Below are 19,501 nucleotides of genomic sequence, written 5' to 3'. Positions count from 1 at the left end.
AACTCTCTATGCTGACGTTTGAAGAATTATTAGATGAAGACTTTTATTTAGACCAATATCCCGCAGTTTCAGAAGCGGTTGACGCGGGAGAATTTGAAAGCGGACTTGATCATTTTTTACAAGTCGGACAGTTTGAAAGTTTACAACCCAACCCCCTATTTGATCCGGCTTATTATCGTTCGATTTATACTGATGTTTCCGCCGCAATTGAACGAGAAGCGATCACAGAAGCCGAACATTTTATCTTATTTGGTCAGTTTGAACAACGGAACCCCAATCCTTTATTTGATACTGCTTATTATTTAGAACAATATCCCGATGTTGAAACGGCTTTTCAAGCAGAACAACTCACCCCTTTTGAACACTTTTTTAGATTTGGTCAATTTGAAGGGCGAAATCCCAGTTTATTTTTTGATGCTTTATTTTATCAAGAACGCAATCCTGAAGTGATTACCGCTATCGAAGACGGGGTTGTAAATAGTCTATTTGAGCATTTTATTCGCTTCGGACTCAAGCGTGGAAAATTGGGCGTTTCTCCCGAACCTGAGAATGATTTATCAGGAGTATTTCAACTCGATACTCTCCTCGGAAGTCGTACTGTTATTGAGTCTGTGAGTACAGAAAATCCAGTTGATATTTATCGTTTTGTTATACCCAATGAAACCAGTCAAGTGAGTATTCGCCTAAGTGAATTAACGGCGGATGCTGATTTAGAGATTTTACAAGATCTTAACGCCAATGAAGTGATCGAGTTTGATGAAACTTTTGCAACATCAAAGAATTTAGGGATAGCCTCAGAATCTCTGATTTTTGACGAACTTACAACTGGAACTTATTTTGTCCGAGTCTCGCAGTTTGAAGGAGAAACCGATTATAATTTAAGCTTTGATGTCACTCCGATTGTTTAGTTAAATCTGCTAAAATACTACTCAGAATAATTGCGGAGATTCTCTTTTATGTGGTAGCGATGGCTGCGGTTGTTCGCTGTTATAATAATTGGTTTTCTTCAGTTTGTAATTGATTAATTAGTTGGCGTATTTTCTCATTAACAACCTGATTTTAACCAGTTTGTATAAATCTAAAAGCAGGTTCTAATCCATCTGTTATGCGGATATTCATGCTCGTTTCTATAAGGTTAATCTGGTCATCAATCAGAGACTTTAAAATCGAAATTCGGTTTTGATGACTCGGATTATCTTGGGTAATTTTTTGAATATAATCAAGCTGTTTTTGAATTAAGATATACTTTTATTGATAACCATAAAAATAATTTTTATCACCCGTAACAATATATCGTTCTTGTTGGTTTTTAATCAACTCTATTAAAGCAGTAAGTTCTTGAATTTCGGAGATTACTTTATGCTTTCTTGAAACATCTTGAGAAGTCTCAACCAAGCGAATTGTATTCCAATAAGACAATCCACTAACTGTTGCTAAGATGGTAATCGCTAAGGCGCATCCCGTTAAAATTGTTGTTTTTAATGACCATTTCATAACATTTTAATTAATTCGCAACCCGATCATTGAAGATAGATAAACTGTCTATAAATGTTGTCGTTCCTTGTTGAAGGGATTGGATTGCATTTTCTGCGTGCTGAACAGTCATTGGTTTAGCAAACAAATATCCCTGTCCCCATTCACAACCTAACATTCTTAAATGTTGCCATTGTTCCGAGGTTTCAATGCCTTCTGCAACTAGCTCCATTCCTAAATTGTGGGCTAAGGCAATAATTGCCCGTACCACTGTAGCATCATGATCTTTGTCCTCAAGATTCATCACAAAAGATCGATCTATTTTTAAGCTATCAAGCGGTAATTCTCGCAGATGACTTAAACAAGAATAACCGGTTCCAAAATCATCAATACATAATTGCAAACCCATTGCTTTAGCCCGATCTAGTAAGCGAGATGTTTTGACTTGCTTAGAAATCAAGCAACTTTCAGTTATTTCTAACTTCAAACCCGAACGTTCTACATTTTTCTCGATTAACATTTTTTCAAGATTAGTAAAGAATTTATACTGAGATAATTGAACCGCAGATATATTAATATGAAGCACTAAATCAAGACAACAGGGAAATTTTTGTTGCCACTCTTTCCACTGACTAATTGCTGAGTTTAAAATCCAATCTCCGAGTTCATAAATCAAACCTGTTTCTTCTGCAATCGGGATAAAAAGTCCGGGTGAAATGATTCCCTCTTCTGGATGTTGCCAACGCACTAAAGCTTCAAATCCGGCTAATTCTCCGGTTGTTAAAGAAACAATGGGTTGATAGTATAAACAAAATTCTTGATTTTCAATTCCTATTCTAAGTTTCTGTTCAAGCTGTAACCGTAACGCGGCTTGCTTTTGGAGAGCGGTCGTTAGAACCCGATAACAGCCTCGTCCGGCTTGTTTGGCACTATACATCGCTAAATCTGCATCTCGCAATACGTCTGCGACCTCTTGATACCCAAAAGAACTATGAGTAATCCCAATACTCGCATTAATATAATACTGATAATCTTCCCATACTAAAGGTGATTTTAACTGATTTAAAATGGTTTCAGCCAAAGAACTTGCTCGCTCAATATGGCAAACATTTTCTAATAAAATTACAAATTCATCTCCCCCTAAACGAATCACCGAACCTCCAAAATTTGCACAAGTTTTGAGCAGGAGTTGAGCAACTTGATTGAGTAAACCGTCGCCCACAATATGTCCCATACTCTCGTTGATTACTTTGAAATGATCGAGATCGATATACATCAAGCCAAAATGAAAGCCTGAATCAACTTTTGTACGGTTAATCAAATTATCTAATCTAGACATTAACCAATCTCGATTTGGGAGACTTGTTAAGCTATCATGGATCGCCATAAACTCTAACTTTTGCTTGCGAACTAATAACTCATTATGGGTTTTTTGAAGTTGTTCCAGGGTTATTTCTAGCTCCTGTGTACGCTCGAAAACTTGCTTTTCTAACTCTTGATTAAGTTGAGCGAGAGCCGTTTCCGCTTTGGTGCGTTCAATCACTTCTTGTTGAAGTTGTTGAGTTGTTTTATAGAGTTGTAAATGGAGTTGAATCCGGGCAATTACTTCATCGTGACTAAAAGGTTTGGTAATATAATCAACAGCACCAAGTTGTAACCCTTTGAGTCTGTCTATCGTCTCCGATAATGCGGTCATAAAAATAATCGGAATTTTGGCTAAACTGGGATCAGATTTTAAACGAGAACAGGTTTCAAATCCATTAATTCCCGGCATCATCACATCGAGTAAAATTAAATCGGCTGGATCACGTTTAATTTTGACGAGCGCACTTTCTCCATCTTGAGCCACTCGCACATCATAACCCAGACCATCAAGTATATTAAAAAGTACACCTAGATTTTGAGAATTATCATCAACAATAATGATTTTACTTTTCATCGATAAAGAATTATTCATTGTTTTTACTCCGATATTTTTCGAGCAGATTACAAATTTCTTTTTCTTGAAAATTATTCGCAAGTTCTAGCAAAATTTCTGCAAAGGAAGCATGGCTTGGGTCAACTTGTTTGAGGTTTAGAGCTTGTTGTTTAATTTGTTTAATTTTTCCGTCTAAGGCTAACTCATATAAATTTTCGAGTAATAGATCATCGATATTCACGGGAAGTTCACCACTGGACTGAGTTGATTCTGCCAAGACCGATTGAGAATCATCTTCCTCTGCATAAATCCATTGTATTGTCAGTAATTCATCCAATTTTTTTAACAAGTCATGGCTATTAATTGGTTTGATCAGAAACGCATCTCCTCCGGCTTCAAAACACAGGGCTTGATCAGTGATAAACACACTGGCTGAGGCAACAATAATTTTAAGGTTTTTATAGACAGGATTTTCGCGAATCTTAGCAATCATCTCTAGCCCTCTCATTTCTGGCATGACCAAATCAGTAATAATTAAATCTAAATCAGGATAGAGTAACTCGATTTTCTCTAAACCCACTTTACCATTATTGGCTATCTCTACTCTAAATCCAATCGAGGAGAGAAAATCCTGCAAAAACAGACAATTTTCTAATCGATCATCGATAACTAGAACTTGAGGAGACGCCCCTACAATTCCAACTATCGTTTCAGACGATTCACTCGCCTCGCCGTTAGGGAAATCAACCCCTTCTACAATTGGTAACTGAAGATCAAACCTAAACAAACTCCCTTGATTGTATTGGCTCTCAACCTCTAGTTTCGCTCCCATCATTTCTAAAAGTTTTTGAGTAATGGTTAAACCCAAACCCGTTCCTTCTGATTGTTTGTACGCTTCCGTACCTTGTTCAAAGGGCTGAAACAAACTTTCAATTTTTTCAGAGGGAATCCCAATTCCTGTGTCTTTAACTTTAAACCTGAGTGTAACATAAGGATTGGAATTCGTAAAAGGGGAAATTACCTCTACCTCAAGTATAACCTCACCTGTGTCCGTAAATTTAACCGCATTACTCAAGAGATTTAGTAAAATTTGTCGGAGTCTTTTTGAATCAACTAAACAAAATAAATTAGAAAGCTGAGGATCAGTGAAATATGTCCAAGTTAATCCTTTTCCTGTGGCTCTCGGATGAATAATCACAGCAATCTCATCCAAAAAAGCTTTTAGCTTGAGCGTATTCGGATATAAATCCATCTTTTGAGCTTCAATTTTTGCCAAGTCTAAAATATCATTAATCAAATCTAAGAGATGATTACCACATTTATAAATAATCTCTAAACTTTGTTGCTGTTGTTCGGTTAATGTTTGATCTCGTTGGAGAATTTGAGTATAGCCCAAAATCCCATTCAAAGGTGTTCGCAATTCGTGACTCATCTGGGCGAGAAATTTACTTTTAGCCAGATTTGCTGCATCAGCATTCGCTTTAGATTGTTTAAGGGCTTGGTTGGTGAGTTCGAGAGCCGCAGTGCGGGCTTTTACCCGTTCTTCAAGGTGTTGGTTAACCTCTCGTACTTCTTGTTCAATCCGTCGTCGCTGAAGCGTCAAAGCCAGTTGCTCTCCTAAAGAACAAACTAACTCAATTAGATAGTGATCTTGCTCCCGAAATTCTCGACAATAGAAAACAAAAATAGCCACAACCTGAGTTTCTAACTGAATCGGAATAGCTAAAGCCGTTTCTAGTTGAACTAACTTCGCTAAATCTTTTCGTAAATAAACCGAATCGAGTTGTTGGGAAATCGGAGTTAACCATTCCGGTTTCTGAGTCATAAAAACTCGCCCCGGCACTCCTTCATTGGGGCTAAACTTTGTCTTGATACTTCCCAAGAAAAAGTCTTCAAAATTAAAACTGTTGCTGTAAAAATGAGAACAAAGTTCTAGAGATTGCTGTTCTATATCCGGTATCCAAGCTTCTGCAAAATCCCAATCAATCGATTCACAGATAAATGATAAGGCAATTTCTAGGGCTGAATCCAAATCCTCAGCCCCGGTCATCGCTTGATTGATTTCATATAAAAGACGTTGTTTTTCTTCCTGGTATTTACGCTCAGTCACATCTATTCCCACTCCCCAAGTTGCCCAACCTGGAACCGGATACACATCAGAAACATTCGTCCAGCTAATGGTTTTAACACTTCCATCTTTCGCGGTCAAATTCCATTCCCAGTCATAATAATTATCCCCTCTTTTCTGCCAATGATTGATCATGTTTTGACGATACTCAGAATTCGGATATAACCAAACCAAAGCCTCGGGATTATTAATCATTTCAGCCGCTGTATATCCAGTCACCTGTTCACAGGCTTTATTCCAAACAATAATATTCCCATGCTGATCAAACGCATCCAACATCACCGTCATATTTTCTAAGACTTTCCGCAACCGTTCTTCACTTTCACGGAGTTTTTTATCCTCTCGTTTGCGGTCTGTAATATCCTGACCAATTCCCATGATTTTTCCGTCAGAAAGGAAGATATTAATCCAAATTTGATCAGTCACTTTTCCATCTCGAACTCGGACTTTAACATCAACCCAACTTCCCGGTTCAGTTTGCAACTTTTCTGCAATATATTGACGGTATTTTGGATCAGGAAAAGCATCCCCCCAGACATCAAAATGATGAGTTTCTTCAAACTTATAACCGGAAACTTTTTCCCATTCCGGGTTAACCCAAATAAAATTTCTCTGACTATCCATCAAAGCGATCATCACCGGAATATTATCAAAAATACTTTGCAGCAGTTCCTTTTGTTCTTTGAGCTTAATTTCTGTTTGTTTGCGCTCAGTAATATCATAGTTTATTCCCACCACTCCTATAGGTTCATCAGCTTCATCGCGTTGAACAATAGCATCAGCTTTCAGATAGTGAATCGAACCATCAGGATGCACAACTCTAAGCTCTGTATTATATTCCCTTTTCCCTTGCAAAGCTTGTTGACAAATCCACTCTGAGCGCTCTCGATCTTCCGGGTGTAATCCTTGTTGCCAGGCTTGATAAACTCCCTCAAAATCTGACGGTTTAACGCCGTAAAGTTCATACATTCGCTGATCCCAAGTCAAGATATTATTGACAATATCCCATTCCCAAATACCAATATTTCCCGATCTGAGTGCCAACTGCAAGCGTTCTGAAAGCTTACTCAATTGTTCTTCTGCTTGTTTACGATTTGTAATATCACTAGCAATCTCAATAGTTCGATAAACCTCATCTTGTTCATTGTAAAGGGGAAACGCTTTTGACAAAATCCAACGAATATCACCTGTTGATTGAATAATCCGATATTCTACAACCAATTCACCGGAATTTAGAGAAGGGTTGAGTTGTTCTACAAGAAATTCACGATCATCAGGATGTACTGCATCAAGCCAAGCATCATGTTTTTGGTAGAGTTCCTGACAACTCTGTTCCCAAATTTTTTCGTATATGGGGTTAACATAAAGAACTTGAGGCGGATGTAGAGAACGCACAAAAAAGACATCCCCAATATTTTCAGCAATTTGGCGAAATTTTTCCTCACTTTCTTGTCTAGCACGACGGGTTTGTAGGGTGTTAATTCCATAAGCAAGATCGGAGGCGAGTTCCTGAAGTAAGGGAATTTCTGCTTCGTCAAATGCTTCTTTTTGAGTAGATTCGAGTACCAACACCCCCAAAATATCTCTATGTATTGATGATGAATGGTTTTCTGTTAAAATATAACCGTCACTTTCATTCAGCTTGAACAGAGGAAAGCTAGCAATATAAGTCTTTTTCGGGTCAGTTGAATCTTCTTTGCTAGAGTTAAGCAGGACAACATTATAAACTCCAGTTTGGAGGACAGTTGTAGTCGATGTCTCGGCATCATTCAGCCGGGTTTGACAACTCCCCAAATAAGAGAATTTCTCTAGACCATCCTCAGCCACCCAACAGAGAATATTGCGATCCTCTTGTACAAACCCGACTCGTACCCGTTGAAAGCCACCAATCTTAACAAGAATCTGACAAATTTCTTTCAAGAGTTCTTGTTTTGTCGTCGCCCGCACTAAGACTTGATTGCACTCGCTCAAAGTCCGTAGTGATCGGTTCAGCAGTTGGATATGCTCAAGCTGTCGCGTTCTACCTTGCAGCAAGTACACCATCAACCCCAACAATCCCGAAATCAATAATCCCCCGTAAATAATCACAGTTGGTAGGTTAGAATGATATTGTGATAGGAGTTTGGAAGTCGGTATGATTTTGAGTTGCCACGATGCTCCAGCGATTTCAACGGGAATAGTTTGGCTGTGGAGAACTTGTTGGGGAGAAATAGACTGATTTGTTTCGAGTGAATGGGTTTGGTATATTTTATCTTGTCCTTCGATTAGAAAAATATGATAATCATGGACAGTGGCGAGTTTTTGGAGCAAGGTTTCAAATAAAGTATTCACATGAATCAATGCTACTAACCAACCTTGAAATTCTTGATCTTTGATCAAAGGAACATAGATGAGTAATCCATCATTTAATTTTGGGTTGAAGTAGTTGAGTTCAATCAGATCACTAATTTGAGTTTGATTAAACACTTCAGACTGAGTAATCACCCGTTTTTGAGAATGTTTGATCTTCTCATGTGAACGAGTAATATTCTGAGTTTCTATCGTGGGGATCACCCATTGCACTTGAGAGTTTGGATTAATACGTCCGAGAGCGAGGATATAAGGATTAGAGTCTAGATAACTGTAAGTGTCTATTTGCCATAGATTTTGGTCTTTGTCTCCCCAGAGTATCCAGCGATCTCCCATCCGTTCGAGGGAAGATATTTTATCGTTCAACTGATTGGTAAAAGCGGTTTCTATCCCCTGAGAATCTGATTGAATGAACGCTTGAAGATATTTGTGTTCACGTATCTGAACTTGTCGCCCCAGAAAAATTGCGATGACGCTAAAGTTCAATCCTACTAATATTGATAACCAATGGGAATTTAACCAAGTTCGTTTAAGACGCTGAGGAAAAAAAAACATAATTTTTGCCTAAAATTATTTATTAAACCAACTTATGTAGTTTTTGATTTGAATTAATTAATTTCATTAACCTATTATAAATTAAAAGTTGAGATTCAAACTTTGATTGATTAAATTATTCAATCTGTGAGTCAATTCAATTTTTTTCTAAGTTTAGATATTTATATTATCCAAGTTTTCTCAACATAAGGTTAAGAGAAAGCTATGGTTCATAAATCTAAACAGTAAAAAAGTATAATTTTATACAAAAAATCACTCAAGACCTCATCTATGTATTGCATCCTCCTCACCAGGATCTCATCTGAAATACTTATTATTGAATCAAAAATCGACTCAACTCCTTGAGTTTACTCTCAATTTTCAAGAAATCAAGACTGTTGTTTCTCCTCTCCCTTAACAGTTGAAATGTGAAAAAGTTGGGTTAATTTTCATAATTTAGACATTGATCAATTGAGGAGTTAGATCTTTAGAGTTGAAAATCTCTCGGATACGCAAGTTGTATTCAGAGTAACTTGAGTGATTTCTGCGGTAACTGCATAAGTCCCCCTTGTTGAGACGTATGTAAGAGTGGATGGATCTAAATGCTCCGAAGTGCAAGGCTTCAATACACTCTGCGATCAACGGTAGGGTGTATTTTTTTGTAGAGATGTAATCTAGTATACGATTTGCGTTACTTTGAGTGGCTTCAAGGTATTTTCTGAATGTGATACAATCAAAAAACGCGAAAACCAAGCGATTAAAGCATTTAAGGCTTGACATCCCAGAGAATTCTTGTCTAGTGGGCAGCCTGTAAAAAGGTAACTGAGTAAAGCCATCAGTTTTAAATTTCCTGAAAATAGTGGAGTAGAGATCCAAAGTTGTGATTGAAAACTCAATAATAGGTTGGGTTCCAGCCGATTTTCAGCCTGTGGACAGGGTGCTGCCGACAGTCCTGGTTTGAAACAGGAAGCAAACAGTGCAAAAGTGTTGTAATGCGACGTTTTGTACAGGTTTTGTAGAACAGAAATACTCTGTACACCATCAGCCGACAAGAGTGCAGGAGTTGGGAGACAGTTTACAGTGACCCATTATCAGTTCTTTTGACTGTCCCCTGTCTCCTGTTCTCTGTTCTCTGATTTACCCTCTCGTCGCCCCCGAATATACCCAACCCCGTTGCATATCCAAAGTTAAAATTGTGCCATTGCGAATCACATCAGTGGCATTCTTCACCCCAATAATCACCGGAATACCCAAACGCAAACCAATCACCGCCGCATGAGACGTTAAACTATCAACTTCCGTCACAATACCCGAAGCTTTACGAATCAACTCGACAAACTCCGCATTGGTTTGATGAACAACCAAAATATCACCCGCACTAAAATCATTTAGTTGCGACACCTCTTGTGCGACTCTGGCCCGTCCCGTTACCGAACCCTGACCCACAGCCGTTCCTTTGCCGAGCAAAGCATTAACCACTTCAACCTTGACCAAATCCGTCGAACCCGGAACCCCTTGTAGAGTCCCGGCTGTTGTCACGACCAAATCCCCATCAGAAAGTAAATGATTTTCCCGAGCGACATTAACCGCAGACTGAAACGTTTGATCTGTCGAAGACAAATCCAAGACCAATAACGGCTTCACCCCCCAAACCAAGCTCAACTGTCTTGCTACCTCCACGTGAGGCGTCACGGCTAAAATAGGAGTGGCCGGGCGAAACTTGGAAACATTTCGAGCCGTTGCCCCGGTTTTCGTTAAAGTCATAATTGCCCCTGCATCCAGTTGTTGGGCAATCTGAGCAACAGCCGCCGAAATCGCATTCGGAACAGAGCGGCCAGTATCAGCAACAGTAGAAATATTGCGCGTAATCCCTTCTTTTTCAATTCGGCGAGCAATTCGAGCCATTGTAGCCACTGCTTCGACCGGATATTTACCCACCGCCGTTTCATTAGAAAGCATGACTGCATCAGTACCATCTAAAATTGCGTTGGCAACATCAGAAATCTCCGCCCGAGTTGGCCGGGGATTCCCCACCATACTGTCTAACATTTGAGTGGCCGTAATCACCGGAATTCCTATGCGGTTCGCCGTCACAATTAACCGTTTTTGTAAGATCGGAACATCTTCAGCCGGGAGTTCCACCCCTAAATCGCCCCGAGCGACCATCACACCATTACAGAGGGTCAGGATTTCCTCCATTTGTTCAATCGCTTCGTGTTTCTCGATTTTGGCAACCACAGGAACATTTTTTCCGGCACTAGCGATCAGTTCTTTGATTTCTAAAATATCTTGAGGATTTCGTACAAAGCTGAGGGCAACCCAATCAACCCCTTGATCGAGGCCGAACATCAAATCCTTACGATCTTTGTCCGTTAAGGCTTTAATCGATAAATAAACACCCGGAAAATTAACGCCTTTGCTATTGGAGAGCGGCCCGCCAACGACAACCCGACAGTGAAGTTCTTTGGCTTTGCGGTCAATTTTTTCCACCTTCATTTCGACTTTGCCATCATCGAGCAAAATGTCTGCACCTTCAGGAACTTCCTCAGCCAGAGGTTCGTAGGTCACAGAGGAGATTTCTTGGGTTCCCGGTAACTGACGTGACGTGAGAATGAAGGGATCGTCTCGCTTGAGGACAATAGAACCGTTTTCAAATTTACCTAAACGAATTTTTGGGCCTTGAAGATCTTGAAGAATGCCAACCGGTTGATTCAGTTCAAAGGAAATTTGCCGAATCATCCGAATACTACGTTGGTGATCTTCATGGGTGCCATGAGAAAAGTTGAGTCGGAGAGTGGTAGCACCTGCTTCGATCAAGGCGCGTAGAACATCTGGCTGCTGGGTTGCAGGGCCAATAGTGGCGACAATTTTGGTTCGGTGCATCTTTTTCAGTGAACAGTTATCAGTTATTCAGTGACCCTTTGGGTTCGCTAGTTGCTACGATCGCGAACTTCGCTCTCTTGCAAAGTTCCTCCTTGATGGAAACCACCAAGACCGGACTAGCTCACCAGTTTTTTCAGTTTACAGTTATCAGTGTGTTTGTCAGTGTGTTTGAGTAATACACTGCACACCGTTCTCAATTTTTTCACTTTTGACTTTTGACTGTTCACTCTCTGACAAACTCAGTCTTACCGAGAACCGCAGGGTGACAAGTTTGGGCTGCACTCACCGCACTTCGCCCTATTGATTGGAATTGGGTAACTGTAATTGGGTGCCAGTTCCTCGATCTTCTGGGGCGAGAAAGGGTTTGAGGTTAATGCCTCGGGAGCGATTCCGTTGAGTGGAGTTGCGACCTGTACCCCCTCGGAATATTCCTTGAATAATATCACCTGTACTGTTTTCGTCAGTGAGGGTATAGACGGCTTGGGTGGCGCTACCGCTATCGGCAACAACAAGGTTTTGGAAAATGCGATCGCGTACCAATTGCGGGTTTTCTTCAGTCGGTACCGTTAACACAATTCGACAGTTCGGCACATCTTCGGTTGTCGCACAAATGACGTTATAGCCGTTTTCAAGCCCGGTGAGCAATTCATATAGTCCATCTGGTCGATAGGACTCCAGACGGCGACTGATTTCGTTACAGCGACGATCAGGTGTCCAACCGCCTCCCATTTCACCGGGAACAGCCCAAGCAAAGCCTTGATTGTCTTGACTGACTGGATAGTACATGACGGTATACTCTCCGCCAATGACTTCACATCTAAACCGAGGTTCAGTTGCGGTTTCGGTTTCAATTTCCTCGACCGGAATTGGAGAATTGTTAGTTGAGTCTGGGGATTGAGAACTTTGGTCTTGAGGAGGTTCTGTTTCTGTGTTGTTTGTTTCCGGTGGCGGAACATCGATATCGCGGCGATTATCATTTTGTTGAGGGAACCACCCCGGTGTACGACCTCCTCCTGTCCAGTCAGGTCTAGCTTGGGCTGACGAACCAAAACCCAATAAAATCAAAACACTCACGGACAAACTGAGGATTCGGTGTACATTGGAACAGAGGTAAGACTGAGACTTTAAACGAGAGGACATGGAATTTTTCTCCTTCTTCGGGTAAATTTAAAGTTGGTTTTCAACAGGTTAAGATGAGATTCATATTTGTCACGAAACTTTACAGTTTGTGGCTTTGTCTCATAAAATACAGTGGTGTGACAGAATAAGGAGTGCGAAAAGTAATGTCGGAGGCCGCGAAGGCACTGACGGCTCCCAAGGAGTTTCTTATCCCTGAGGGGGGCTTCAATGTAACGCTACTGATGTTTCTTGGTTCAGTAGGTTTAGTAACGACTTCCGTGATCGGATATTGGTGTTGGAACTGGGTCGGTTGGTGCTGTTTTTTCATTAACGTGCTTGCTCTGCACTTGGCAGGAACAGTAATTCACGATGCTTCTCATAATTCAGCGCATCGTCATCGGATTGTTAATGCCATCTTGGGACATGGAAGTGCGCTCATGCTAGGTTTTGCCTTTCCAGTATTTACACGGGTTCACATACAACATCATGCTCATGTTAATGATCCAGACAATGACCCTGATCATTTTGTTTCCACAGGTGGGCCTTTGTGGTTAATCGCCGCTCGTTTCTTTTACCATGAGGTGTTTTTCTTCAAACGACGACTGTGGCGAAAATATGAGCTTTTAGAATGGTTTTTGAGTCGGTTGTTTGTGTTTAGCATTGTTGGCTGTTCATTCTATTATGGCTTTACAGATTACATTCTCAACTATTGGTTCTCCCCTGCATTGGTTGTCGGTCTAGCGTTAGGGTTATTTTTTGATTACTTACCCCATCGTCCCTTTGAAGAACGTAATCGCTGGAAGAATGCCAGAGTTTACCCGAGTGCAATTCTTAACCTTTTAATCTTGGGTCAGAATTATCATCTCATTCATCATTTGTGGCCGTCTATTCCCTGGTATCAATACAAGCCTGCTTATGAGAAAATGAAACCCTTACTCGATTCTAAGGGTTCGCCTCAAACGTTGGGGTTGCTACAAGGAAAAGATTTTCGAGGTTTTATTTACGATATATTTTTGGGAATACGCTTTCATCATTGATCGTCACCCCCAGAAAATGCCACTCTAAAATTGGATCAATTGCAGTTAAATTCGTTAGTTTAAATAGATGGAAATGCCCTCACAGCAGAAAGACAGTCAAACCGCGACAACACAAACCGGATGGAAGAAAATCTGGAGTGAGCAGGGGGAAAATTTTTTAATTTTGGCGATCGCTCTGGTATTATCGATCTTGATCCGAATGTTTGTGGCAGAACCGCGCTACATTCCCTCAGATTCGATGATACCGACCTTAGAAATTGGCGATCGCTTGGTTGTCGAAAAGGTGTCTTATCACCTTCATCTCCCCAAAGCCGGAGAAATAATCGTCTTCAGCCCTCCAAAACCGTTACAAGTTCAGGGCTATTCAACTCAGCAAGCCTTTATTAAAAGGATTATCGCCCAACCGGGTCAAACTGTGGCGGTGCGAAACGGGATCGTTTATGTCGATAATCAACCTCTAGAAGAAGATTATATCGCCGAACCTCCTGCTTATAATTGGGGGCCTGAGAATGTTCCGGCTGATCATTATTTTGTCATGGGGGATAACCGCAATGATAGTAATGACTCTCATATTTGGGGGTTTCTTCCCCAAGAAAATATCATTGGTCATGCTGCTTTTCGCTTTTGGCCGATTGATCGCTGGGGACAGGTCTAGTCAAATCCCCGAAAATGAATCCCGTAGAGGAATAATCTCTAACTTCCCAAAGTTTATCCTTGAGTCCTAAGTACGGGAATTGCGACTTACAAAAGTGTGAAAACTGTCAATCTTGACTGTTAGAATAATACAAAAACTTAGGTAATTCCTGAGTTTAAATGATAGCAGTTTAGTAAAATAAAGAGTAGCTATGGGATTCTTTGACTCAGAGATCGTTCAGCAAGAAGCCAAGCAGTTATTTGAAGATTATCAATCCTTAATTCAACTGGGTGGTGATTACGGAAAGTTTGATCGCGAAGGCAAAAAACTGTTCATCGCCCAGATGGAGTCGATCATGGATCGTTATCGTGTGTTTATGAAGCGCTTTGAACTCTCCGAAGATTTTATGGCTCAGATGACGATGGAACAGTTGAAGACTCAACTAGGTCAATTTGGCATCACTCCCGATCAAATGTTCTCTCAGATGAACACAACACTCGAACGGATGAAAGCCGAGTTAGAAAAGCAGTCATAACCCCCCCCAAGGTGGACTGTCAACCTCTATTTTTGACATCTCTTGGGGTTAAGTTCATCTCTTGCCATCAACAAAAAAGTTGTCTGAAGATGGACGACGGGCTGGCTAGGTTTTTGTTAAAATACGTTAAGTTAAGTTTAGCTCTCCTGATCTTGCCATCAATCATCATTCATCTCTCCCGGTAGTGGAAAAATCCCTATGACAAACGTTCCTGTTTCTCGAATTCGCAACTTCTCAATTATTGCCCACATTGATCATGGCAAGTCCACCTTAGCTGATCGCCTGTTGCAAGATACAGGGACAGTCGCACAACGGGAAATGAAGGAGCAATTTCTAGATTCGATGGACTTGGAAAGAGAGCGCGGCATTACGATCAAATTGCAAGCGGCTCGTATGGATTATACAGCCAAAGATGGCAATCAGTACGTCTTAAATCTGATTGATACTCCCGGTCATGTGGATTTTTCCTATGAAGTTTCCCGTAGTTTGGCGGCTTGTGAAGGGGCATTATTAGTCGTTGATGCGTCTCAAGGGGTCGAGGCTCAAACCCTAGCAAATGTCTATCTAGCTCTAGAAAATAATTTAGAAATTATCCCCGTTTTAAATAAAATAGATTTACCCGGAGCCGAACCGGAGCGAGTCAAGGAAGAAATCGAAGAAATCATTGGTTTAGACTGTTCTGATGCGATCCTAGCTTCGGCTAAAGAAGGAATTGGCATTAATGAGATCTTAGAATCAATTGTTAAATTAGTTCCTCCGCCTGAAGATACAGTTTCGCAAAAGTTAAGGGCGTTAATTTTTGATAGTTATTACGATAGTTATCGCGGAGTAATTGTCTATTTTCGAGTCATGGATGGAACGCTCAAAAAAGGCGATCGCATTCGGTTAATGGCTTCTAAAAAAGAATATGAGATTGATGAAATTGGGATATTATGTCCGACTCAAAAGCCCGTTGATGAACTCCACGCAGGGGAAGTTGGGTATGTAGCCGCAGCCATTAAAGCCGTTGAAGATGCCCGAGTGGGAGATACGATCACCTTAGCCAAAGATGCAGCGGAAAAACCGTTACCAGGTTATAAAGAAGCAAAACCGATGGTATTTTGTGGTTTATTCCCAACCGATTCCGATCAATTTCCCGACCTACGCGAAGCCCTCGATAAACTCAAGCTGAATGATTCTGCCCTGTCATATGAACCCGAAACCTCGACCGCAATGGGATTTGGGTTTCGTTGTGGGTTTTTGGGTTTACTGCATATGGAAATTGTGCAGGAACGTCTTGAACGAGAATATAATTTAGATTTAATTGTAACTTCACCCTCAGTTGTTTATCAAGTAACGACCTTAAAAGGGGAAGTTTTAATGATTGATAATCCCGCTAATTTACCCGAACCTAATTACCGAGAAAAAATTGAAGAACCCTATGTGCGAGTTGAAATGATTACCCCCGAAGAATATGTGGGGACATTGATGGATTTGGGTCAAACTCGTCGGGGTGATTTCAAAGATATGAAATATTTGACCCTCGGACGAACAACATTGGTGTATGAAGTTCCCCTCGCTGAAGTCGTAACAGATTTCTTTGATCAGATGAAGTCTCGCTCTCGGGGTTATGCCAGTATGGAGTATCATTTGATTGGCTATCGGGCGAATCCGTTGGTGAAGTTAGATCTGATGATCAATGGTGATCCGGTTGATTCCCTGTCGATGATTGTTCACCGAGATAAAGCTTATGGTGTTGGTCGAGGGATGGTCGAGAAGTTAAAAGAGTTGATTCCTCGTCATCAGTTTAAGGTGCCGTTACAGGCGACAATTGGTTCTAAAGTGATTGCCAGTGAACATATTCCGGCGTTACGAAAAGATGTATTGGCGAAGTGTTACGGGGGAGATATTAGTCGGAAGAAGAAATTACTCGCCAAACAAGCAAAAGGGAAAAAACGGATGAAATCTCTAGGATCTGTTGATGTTCCTCAGGAAGCGTTTATGGCAGTGCTACGATTAAATCAAGAATCCTAGAACGGCATTAACCGCTAACAGTTAAGTGAAGTGACCCCAGTTGTTGGGGAAACTTATTTCACGGAGGTTAACCGGGTCATTGTTTCCGGTTCCCTCTTGCCATTGACAACACAATATAAATGTGATGCGATAGTATTGGGTTGCATTTTTTTGAATTTATCCTTTAATAAGGTTGACCAACTTGGATTTTGATTTAGTCAGGGCCTTCAGCATTACATCCAGTCAATCGGGTAAACCAGAGAGATCAACTTTTGTGAATTTGGATTTGAAGCCAGATTTTTGTACTATGGAATTACCCTCTACGTTTGCGTGGCAAGTGCAACAATGAGAATTTTAGTAACAGGCGGCGCAGGTTTCATCGGTTCACACCTCATTGATCGTTTAATGGAACAAGGACATGAGGTAGTTTGCCTGGATAATTTCTTCACAGGTACGAAGCGAAACCTCGTTAAATGGTTTGGGAACCCTTATTTTGAACTGATACGGCATGATATCACAGAACCGATTCGGATAGAAGCGGATCAGATTTATCATTTGGCTTGTCCGGCTTCCCCGGTTCATTATCAGTACAACCCGGTCAAGACGATTAAAACTAATGTCTTGGGAACGATGAATATGTTGGGGTTGGCAAAACGAGTGAAAGCACGATTTTTGCTGGCTTCGACTTCCGAAGTCTACGGAGATCCTGATGTTCATCCCCAAACTGAAGACTATCGGGGAAATGTTAATCCGATTGGGATTCGGAGTTGTTACGATGAAGGAAAACGAGTGGCGGAGACTCTAGCCTTTGACTATCACCGTCAAAATGGGATTGATATTCGAGTCGCTCGGATTTTCAATACCTATGGGCCGCGAATGTTAGAAAACGATGGTCGAGTGGTGAGTAATTTTGTCGTCCAAGCTTTGCAAGGAATTCCGTTAACAGTCTATGGAGATGGTTCACAAACTCGCAGCTTTTGTTATGTGTCTAACTTGGTAGATGGGTTAATGCGTCTGATGAATGGGGATTATATTGGCCCGGTGAATTTAGGAAATCCGAGTGAATATACCATCCTTCAATTAGCGCAAAAGATTCAGCAGATGGTTAATTCCGATGCGGAGATTCAATATAAACCCCTCCCTCAAGATGACCCGAGACAGCGACAACCAGACATCACGAAGGCAAAAACCTATCTGAATTGGGAAGCGACTGTTCCCCTAGAAGAAGGCTTAAAGCTAACCATTTCAGACTTCCATCAACGAATTTTAGAGGAACAGTCAAAACATCAATAGAATGGAAACAGGATTCACCAGGCTGCAATACCCTTTGAATCCTAATGCGATGATGATGGGTAAACAACCCCCCTCATCTAGTAATTATCGTTTTTTTGTTTCGTTTATAGAATGAGGATATCATTATTATGCGAGTTTGTGTGATTGGTACGGGATATGTCGGCTTAGTGACTGGAGTGTGCCTTGCTCATACGGGTCACGATGTACTTTGCGTAGATAATAACGAAGAAAAAGTCAAATTGATGAAATCCGGTCAGTCGCCGATTTATGAACCGGGTTTATCAGAATTGATGAAGAAGAATATGGAAGAAGGACGGTTGTGCTTTACTTCTGATTTGGGTGCAGGGGTCAATCACGGGGAGATTCTCTTTATTGCAGTCGGAACTCCTGCTTTACCGACGGGTGATAGTGATACTCGTTATGTCGAAGCAGTTGCTCGTGGAATTGGTTCTCATCTAACAGCAGGTTACAAAGTTATCGTCAATAAATCAACTGTACCGATTGGTTCGGGTGACTGGGTGCGGATGATTGTTCTCGATGGAGTTGCTGAACGACAAAATCAAGAGGGAGCCACAAAAGATGTAGAAGTTGCATTTGATGTGGTGAGTAACCCAGAATTTTTGCGAGAGGGTTCTGCGATTTTTGATACGTTCAACCCAGATCGGATTGTTTTGGGGAGCAATAACAAAAAAGCGCTCGATATGATGCAACAACTATACACCCCAATTATTGAGCGCAAGTGTGCAGATGATCCGACTTTACCTCCGGTTCCGGTTGTCGTTACCGATCTAAGTTCAGCAGAGATGGTGAAATACGCGGCGAACTCATTCTTAGCAACTAAAATTAGCTTTATTAATGAAATTGCCAATATTTGCGATCGCGTCGGAGCAGATGTTAAGCAGGTTTCATTGGGGATTGGTTTAGACTCTCGGATCGGTAAGAAGTTCTTAGAAGCTGGAATTGGTTGGGGGGGTTCTTGTTTCCCGAAAGATGTTTCTGCGTTAATTCATACAGCCGATGACTACAATTATGAAGCGCAGTTGTTGAAAGCGGCGGTTGAAGTGAATAATCGTCAACGGTTAATGGCGGTTGAAAAACTCCAACAAATGCTCAAAATTCTCAAAGGGAAAACGATTGGATTATTGGGATTAACGTTCAAACCTGATACCGATGACTTGCGAGATGCTCCCGCTTTAAATATTATTGAACAACTGAATCGTTTGGGGGCAAAAGTTAAAGCCTATGACCCCATTATTTCTCAAACGGGAATGCGTCACGGTTTGTCTAATGTAATTGTTGAAACTGATCCAGAACTGTTAGCAGATGGTTGTGATGCGTTGGTTTTGATTACCGATTGGGAACAGTTTAAGAACTTAAATTACTCGAAGATGGCGAAGTCAATGCACTCAGCAATGCTGATTGATGGCCGAAACTATCTTGATCGCAAACAGTTAGAAGAAGCTGGATTCCAATATGTCGGTATCGGACATTAAACTCTGAATTTTTATAATTGAGCGTTCTCGATTCTCAGAGGTGACAATCTAATCAAGCACTAGACGGGAGAGATGAAAAATGCTCTCCTGTTTTGATTTGATAGAACTTTCTC

The 19,501-nt window shown here is 40.9% G+C and carries 12 protein-coding genes; 7 read left to right on the top strand and 5 right to left on the bottom strand.

Features of this window, described 5'->3' with window-relative positions; all coding sequences use genetic code 11:
* The first annotated feature begins 8 nt into the window (after positions 1–8).
* Complete coding sequence (locus tag L8106_RS18910; protein WP_009786011.1) at positions 9–908, top strand: PPC domain-containing protein; 900 nt, start codon at positions 9–11, stop codon at positions 906–908.
* Positions 909–1,248: 340 nt separating this feature from the next.
* On the opposite strand, the gene L8106_RS18905 is transcribed toward L8106_RS18910, so the two are convergent.
* The 5 genes from L8106_RS18905 to L8106_RS18885 form a co-directional block, all read right to left on the bottom strand.
* Entirely contained in the window at positions 1,249–1,494 is a 246-nt protein-coding gene (locus tag L8106_RS18905) for a hypothetical protein (RefSeq protein WP_009786010.1), read from the bottom strand.
* 10 nt (positions 1,495–1,504) lie between these two features.
* On the bottom strand, positions 1,505–3,430 hold the full coding sequence (locus L8106_RS18900; protein WP_009786009.1) for an EAL domain-containing response regulator: 1,926 nt from the start codon (positions 3,428–3,430) through the stop codon (positions 1,505–1,507).
* Positions 3,423–8,423, bottom strand: a complete 5,001-nt coding sequence (locus tag L8106_RS29790) for a PAS domain S-box protein (RefSeq protein WP_009786008.1) — start codon at positions 8,421–8,423, stop codon at positions 3,423–3,425. The genes L8106_RS18900 and L8106_RS29790 overlap by 8 nt, the downstream gene beginning before the upstream one ends.
* Positions 8,424–9,539: 1,116 nt before the next feature.
* Positions 9,540–11,285 (bottom strand): pyruvate kinase, encoded by a 1,746-nt coding sequence (pyk, locus tag L8106_RS18890; protein WP_009786007.1) that lies wholly within the window; start codon positions 11,283–11,285, stop codon positions 9,540–9,542.
* A gap of 297 nt (positions 11,286–11,582) precedes the next feature.
* Positions 11,583–12,425 (bottom strand): COP23 domain-containing protein, encoded by an 843-nt coding sequence (locus tag L8106_RS18885; protein WP_009786006.1) that lies wholly within the window; start codon positions 12,423–12,425, stop codon positions 11,583–11,585.
* A gap of 143 nt (positions 12,426–12,568) precedes the next feature.
* Between L8106_RS18885 and crtR the strand changes: the two genes are divergently transcribed.
* From crtR to L8106_RS18855, 6 genes are all read left to right on the top strand, one after another.
* Positions 12,569–13,441, top strand: coding sequence for a beta-carotene hydroxylase (crtR, locus tag L8106_RS18880; protein ID WP_039896701.1), 873 nt, complete (start codon positions 12,569–12,571; stop codon positions 13,439–13,441).
* Positions 13,442–13,508: 67 nt separating this feature from the next.
* Positions 13,509–14,096, top strand: coding sequence for a signal peptidase I (gene lepB / locus L8106_RS18875; RefSeq protein WP_009786004.1), 588 nt, complete (start codon positions 13,509–13,511; stop codon positions 14,094–14,096).
* Between the two features lie 190 nt (positions 14,097–14,286).
* The gene (locus tag L8106_RS18870; protein WP_009786003.1) at positions 14,287–14,610 is read left to right on the top strand and encodes a DUF1825 family protein; all 324 of its coding nucleotides are present in this window, start codon (positions 14,287–14,289) and stop codon (positions 14,608–14,610) included.
* 198 nt (positions 14,611–14,808) lie between these two features.
* Entirely contained in the window at positions 14,809–16,623 is a 1,815-nt protein-coding gene (gene lepA, locus L8106_RS18865; RefSeq protein WP_009786002.1) for a translation elongation factor 4, read from the top strand.
* Between the two features lie 324 nt (positions 16,624–16,947).
* Entirely contained in the window at positions 16,948–17,895 is a 948-nt protein-coding gene (locus tag L8106_RS18860) for a UDP-glucuronic acid decarboxylase family protein (protein ID WP_009786001.1), read from the top strand.
* A 128-nt stretch (positions 17,896–18,023) separates the two neighbouring features.
* The gene (locus L8106_RS18855; RefSeq protein WP_009786000.1) at positions 18,024–19,388 is read left to right on the top strand and encodes a UDP-glucose/GDP-mannose dehydrogenase family protein; all 1,365 of its coding nucleotides are present in this window, start codon (positions 18,024–18,026) and stop codon (positions 19,386–19,388) included.
* Positions 19,389–19,501 lie beyond the last annotated feature (113 nt).

The organism is Lyngbya sp. PCC 8106 (genome assembly GCF_000169095.1).
Lineage (GTDB): Bacteria > Cyanobacteriota > Cyanobacteriia > Cyanobacteriales > Microcoleaceae > Capilliphycus.
This window is presented reverse-complemented; position numbering and strand designations above follow the sequence as displayed.

Coding starts and splice junctions, on each gene's coding strand:
- L8106_RS18910 (WP_009786011.1), top strand. CDS start 9: ATGCTGACGTTTGAAGAATTATTAGATGAAGACTTTTATTTAGACCAA.
- L8106_RS18860 (WP_009786001.1), top strand. CDS start 16,948: ATGAGAATTTTAGTAACAGGCGGCGCAGGTTTCATCGGTTCACACCTC.
- lepB (WP_009786004.1), top strand. CDS start 13,509: ATGGAAATGCCCTCACAGCAGAAAGACAGTCAAACCGCGACAACACAA.
- L8106_RS18885 (WP_009786006.1), bottom strand. CDS start 12,425: ATGTCCTCTCGTTTAAAGTCTCAGTCTTACCTCTGTTCCAATGTACAC.
- L8106_RS29790 (WP_009786008.1), bottom strand. CDS start 8,423: ATGTTTTTTTTTCCTCAGCGTCTTAAACGAACTTGGTTAAATTCCCAT.
- L8106_RS18900 (WP_009786009.1), bottom strand. CDS start 3,430: ATGAATAATTCTTTATCGATGAAAAGTAAAATCATTATTGTTGATGAT.
- pyk (WP_009786007.1), bottom strand. CDS start 11,285: ATGCACCGAACCAAAATTGTCGCCACTATTGGCCCTGCAACCCAGCAG.
- lepA (WP_009786002.1), top strand. CDS start 14,809: ATGACAAACGTTCCTGTTTCTCGAATTCGCAACTTCTCAATTATTGCC.
- L8106_RS18855 (WP_009786000.1), top strand. CDS start 18,024: ATGCGAGTTTGTGTGATTGGTACGGGATATGTCGGCTTAGTGACTGGA.
- L8106_RS18905 (WP_009786010.1), bottom strand. CDS start 1,494: ATGAAATGGTCATTAAAAACAACAATTTTAACGGGATGCGCCTTAGCG.
- crtR (WP_039896701.1), top strand. CDS start 12,569: ATGTCGGAGGCCGCGAAGGCACTGACGGCTCCCAAGGAGTTTCTTATC.
- L8106_RS18870 (WP_009786003.1), top strand. CDS start 14,287: ATGGGATTCTTTGACTCAGAGATCGTTCAGCAAGAAGCCAAGCAGTTA.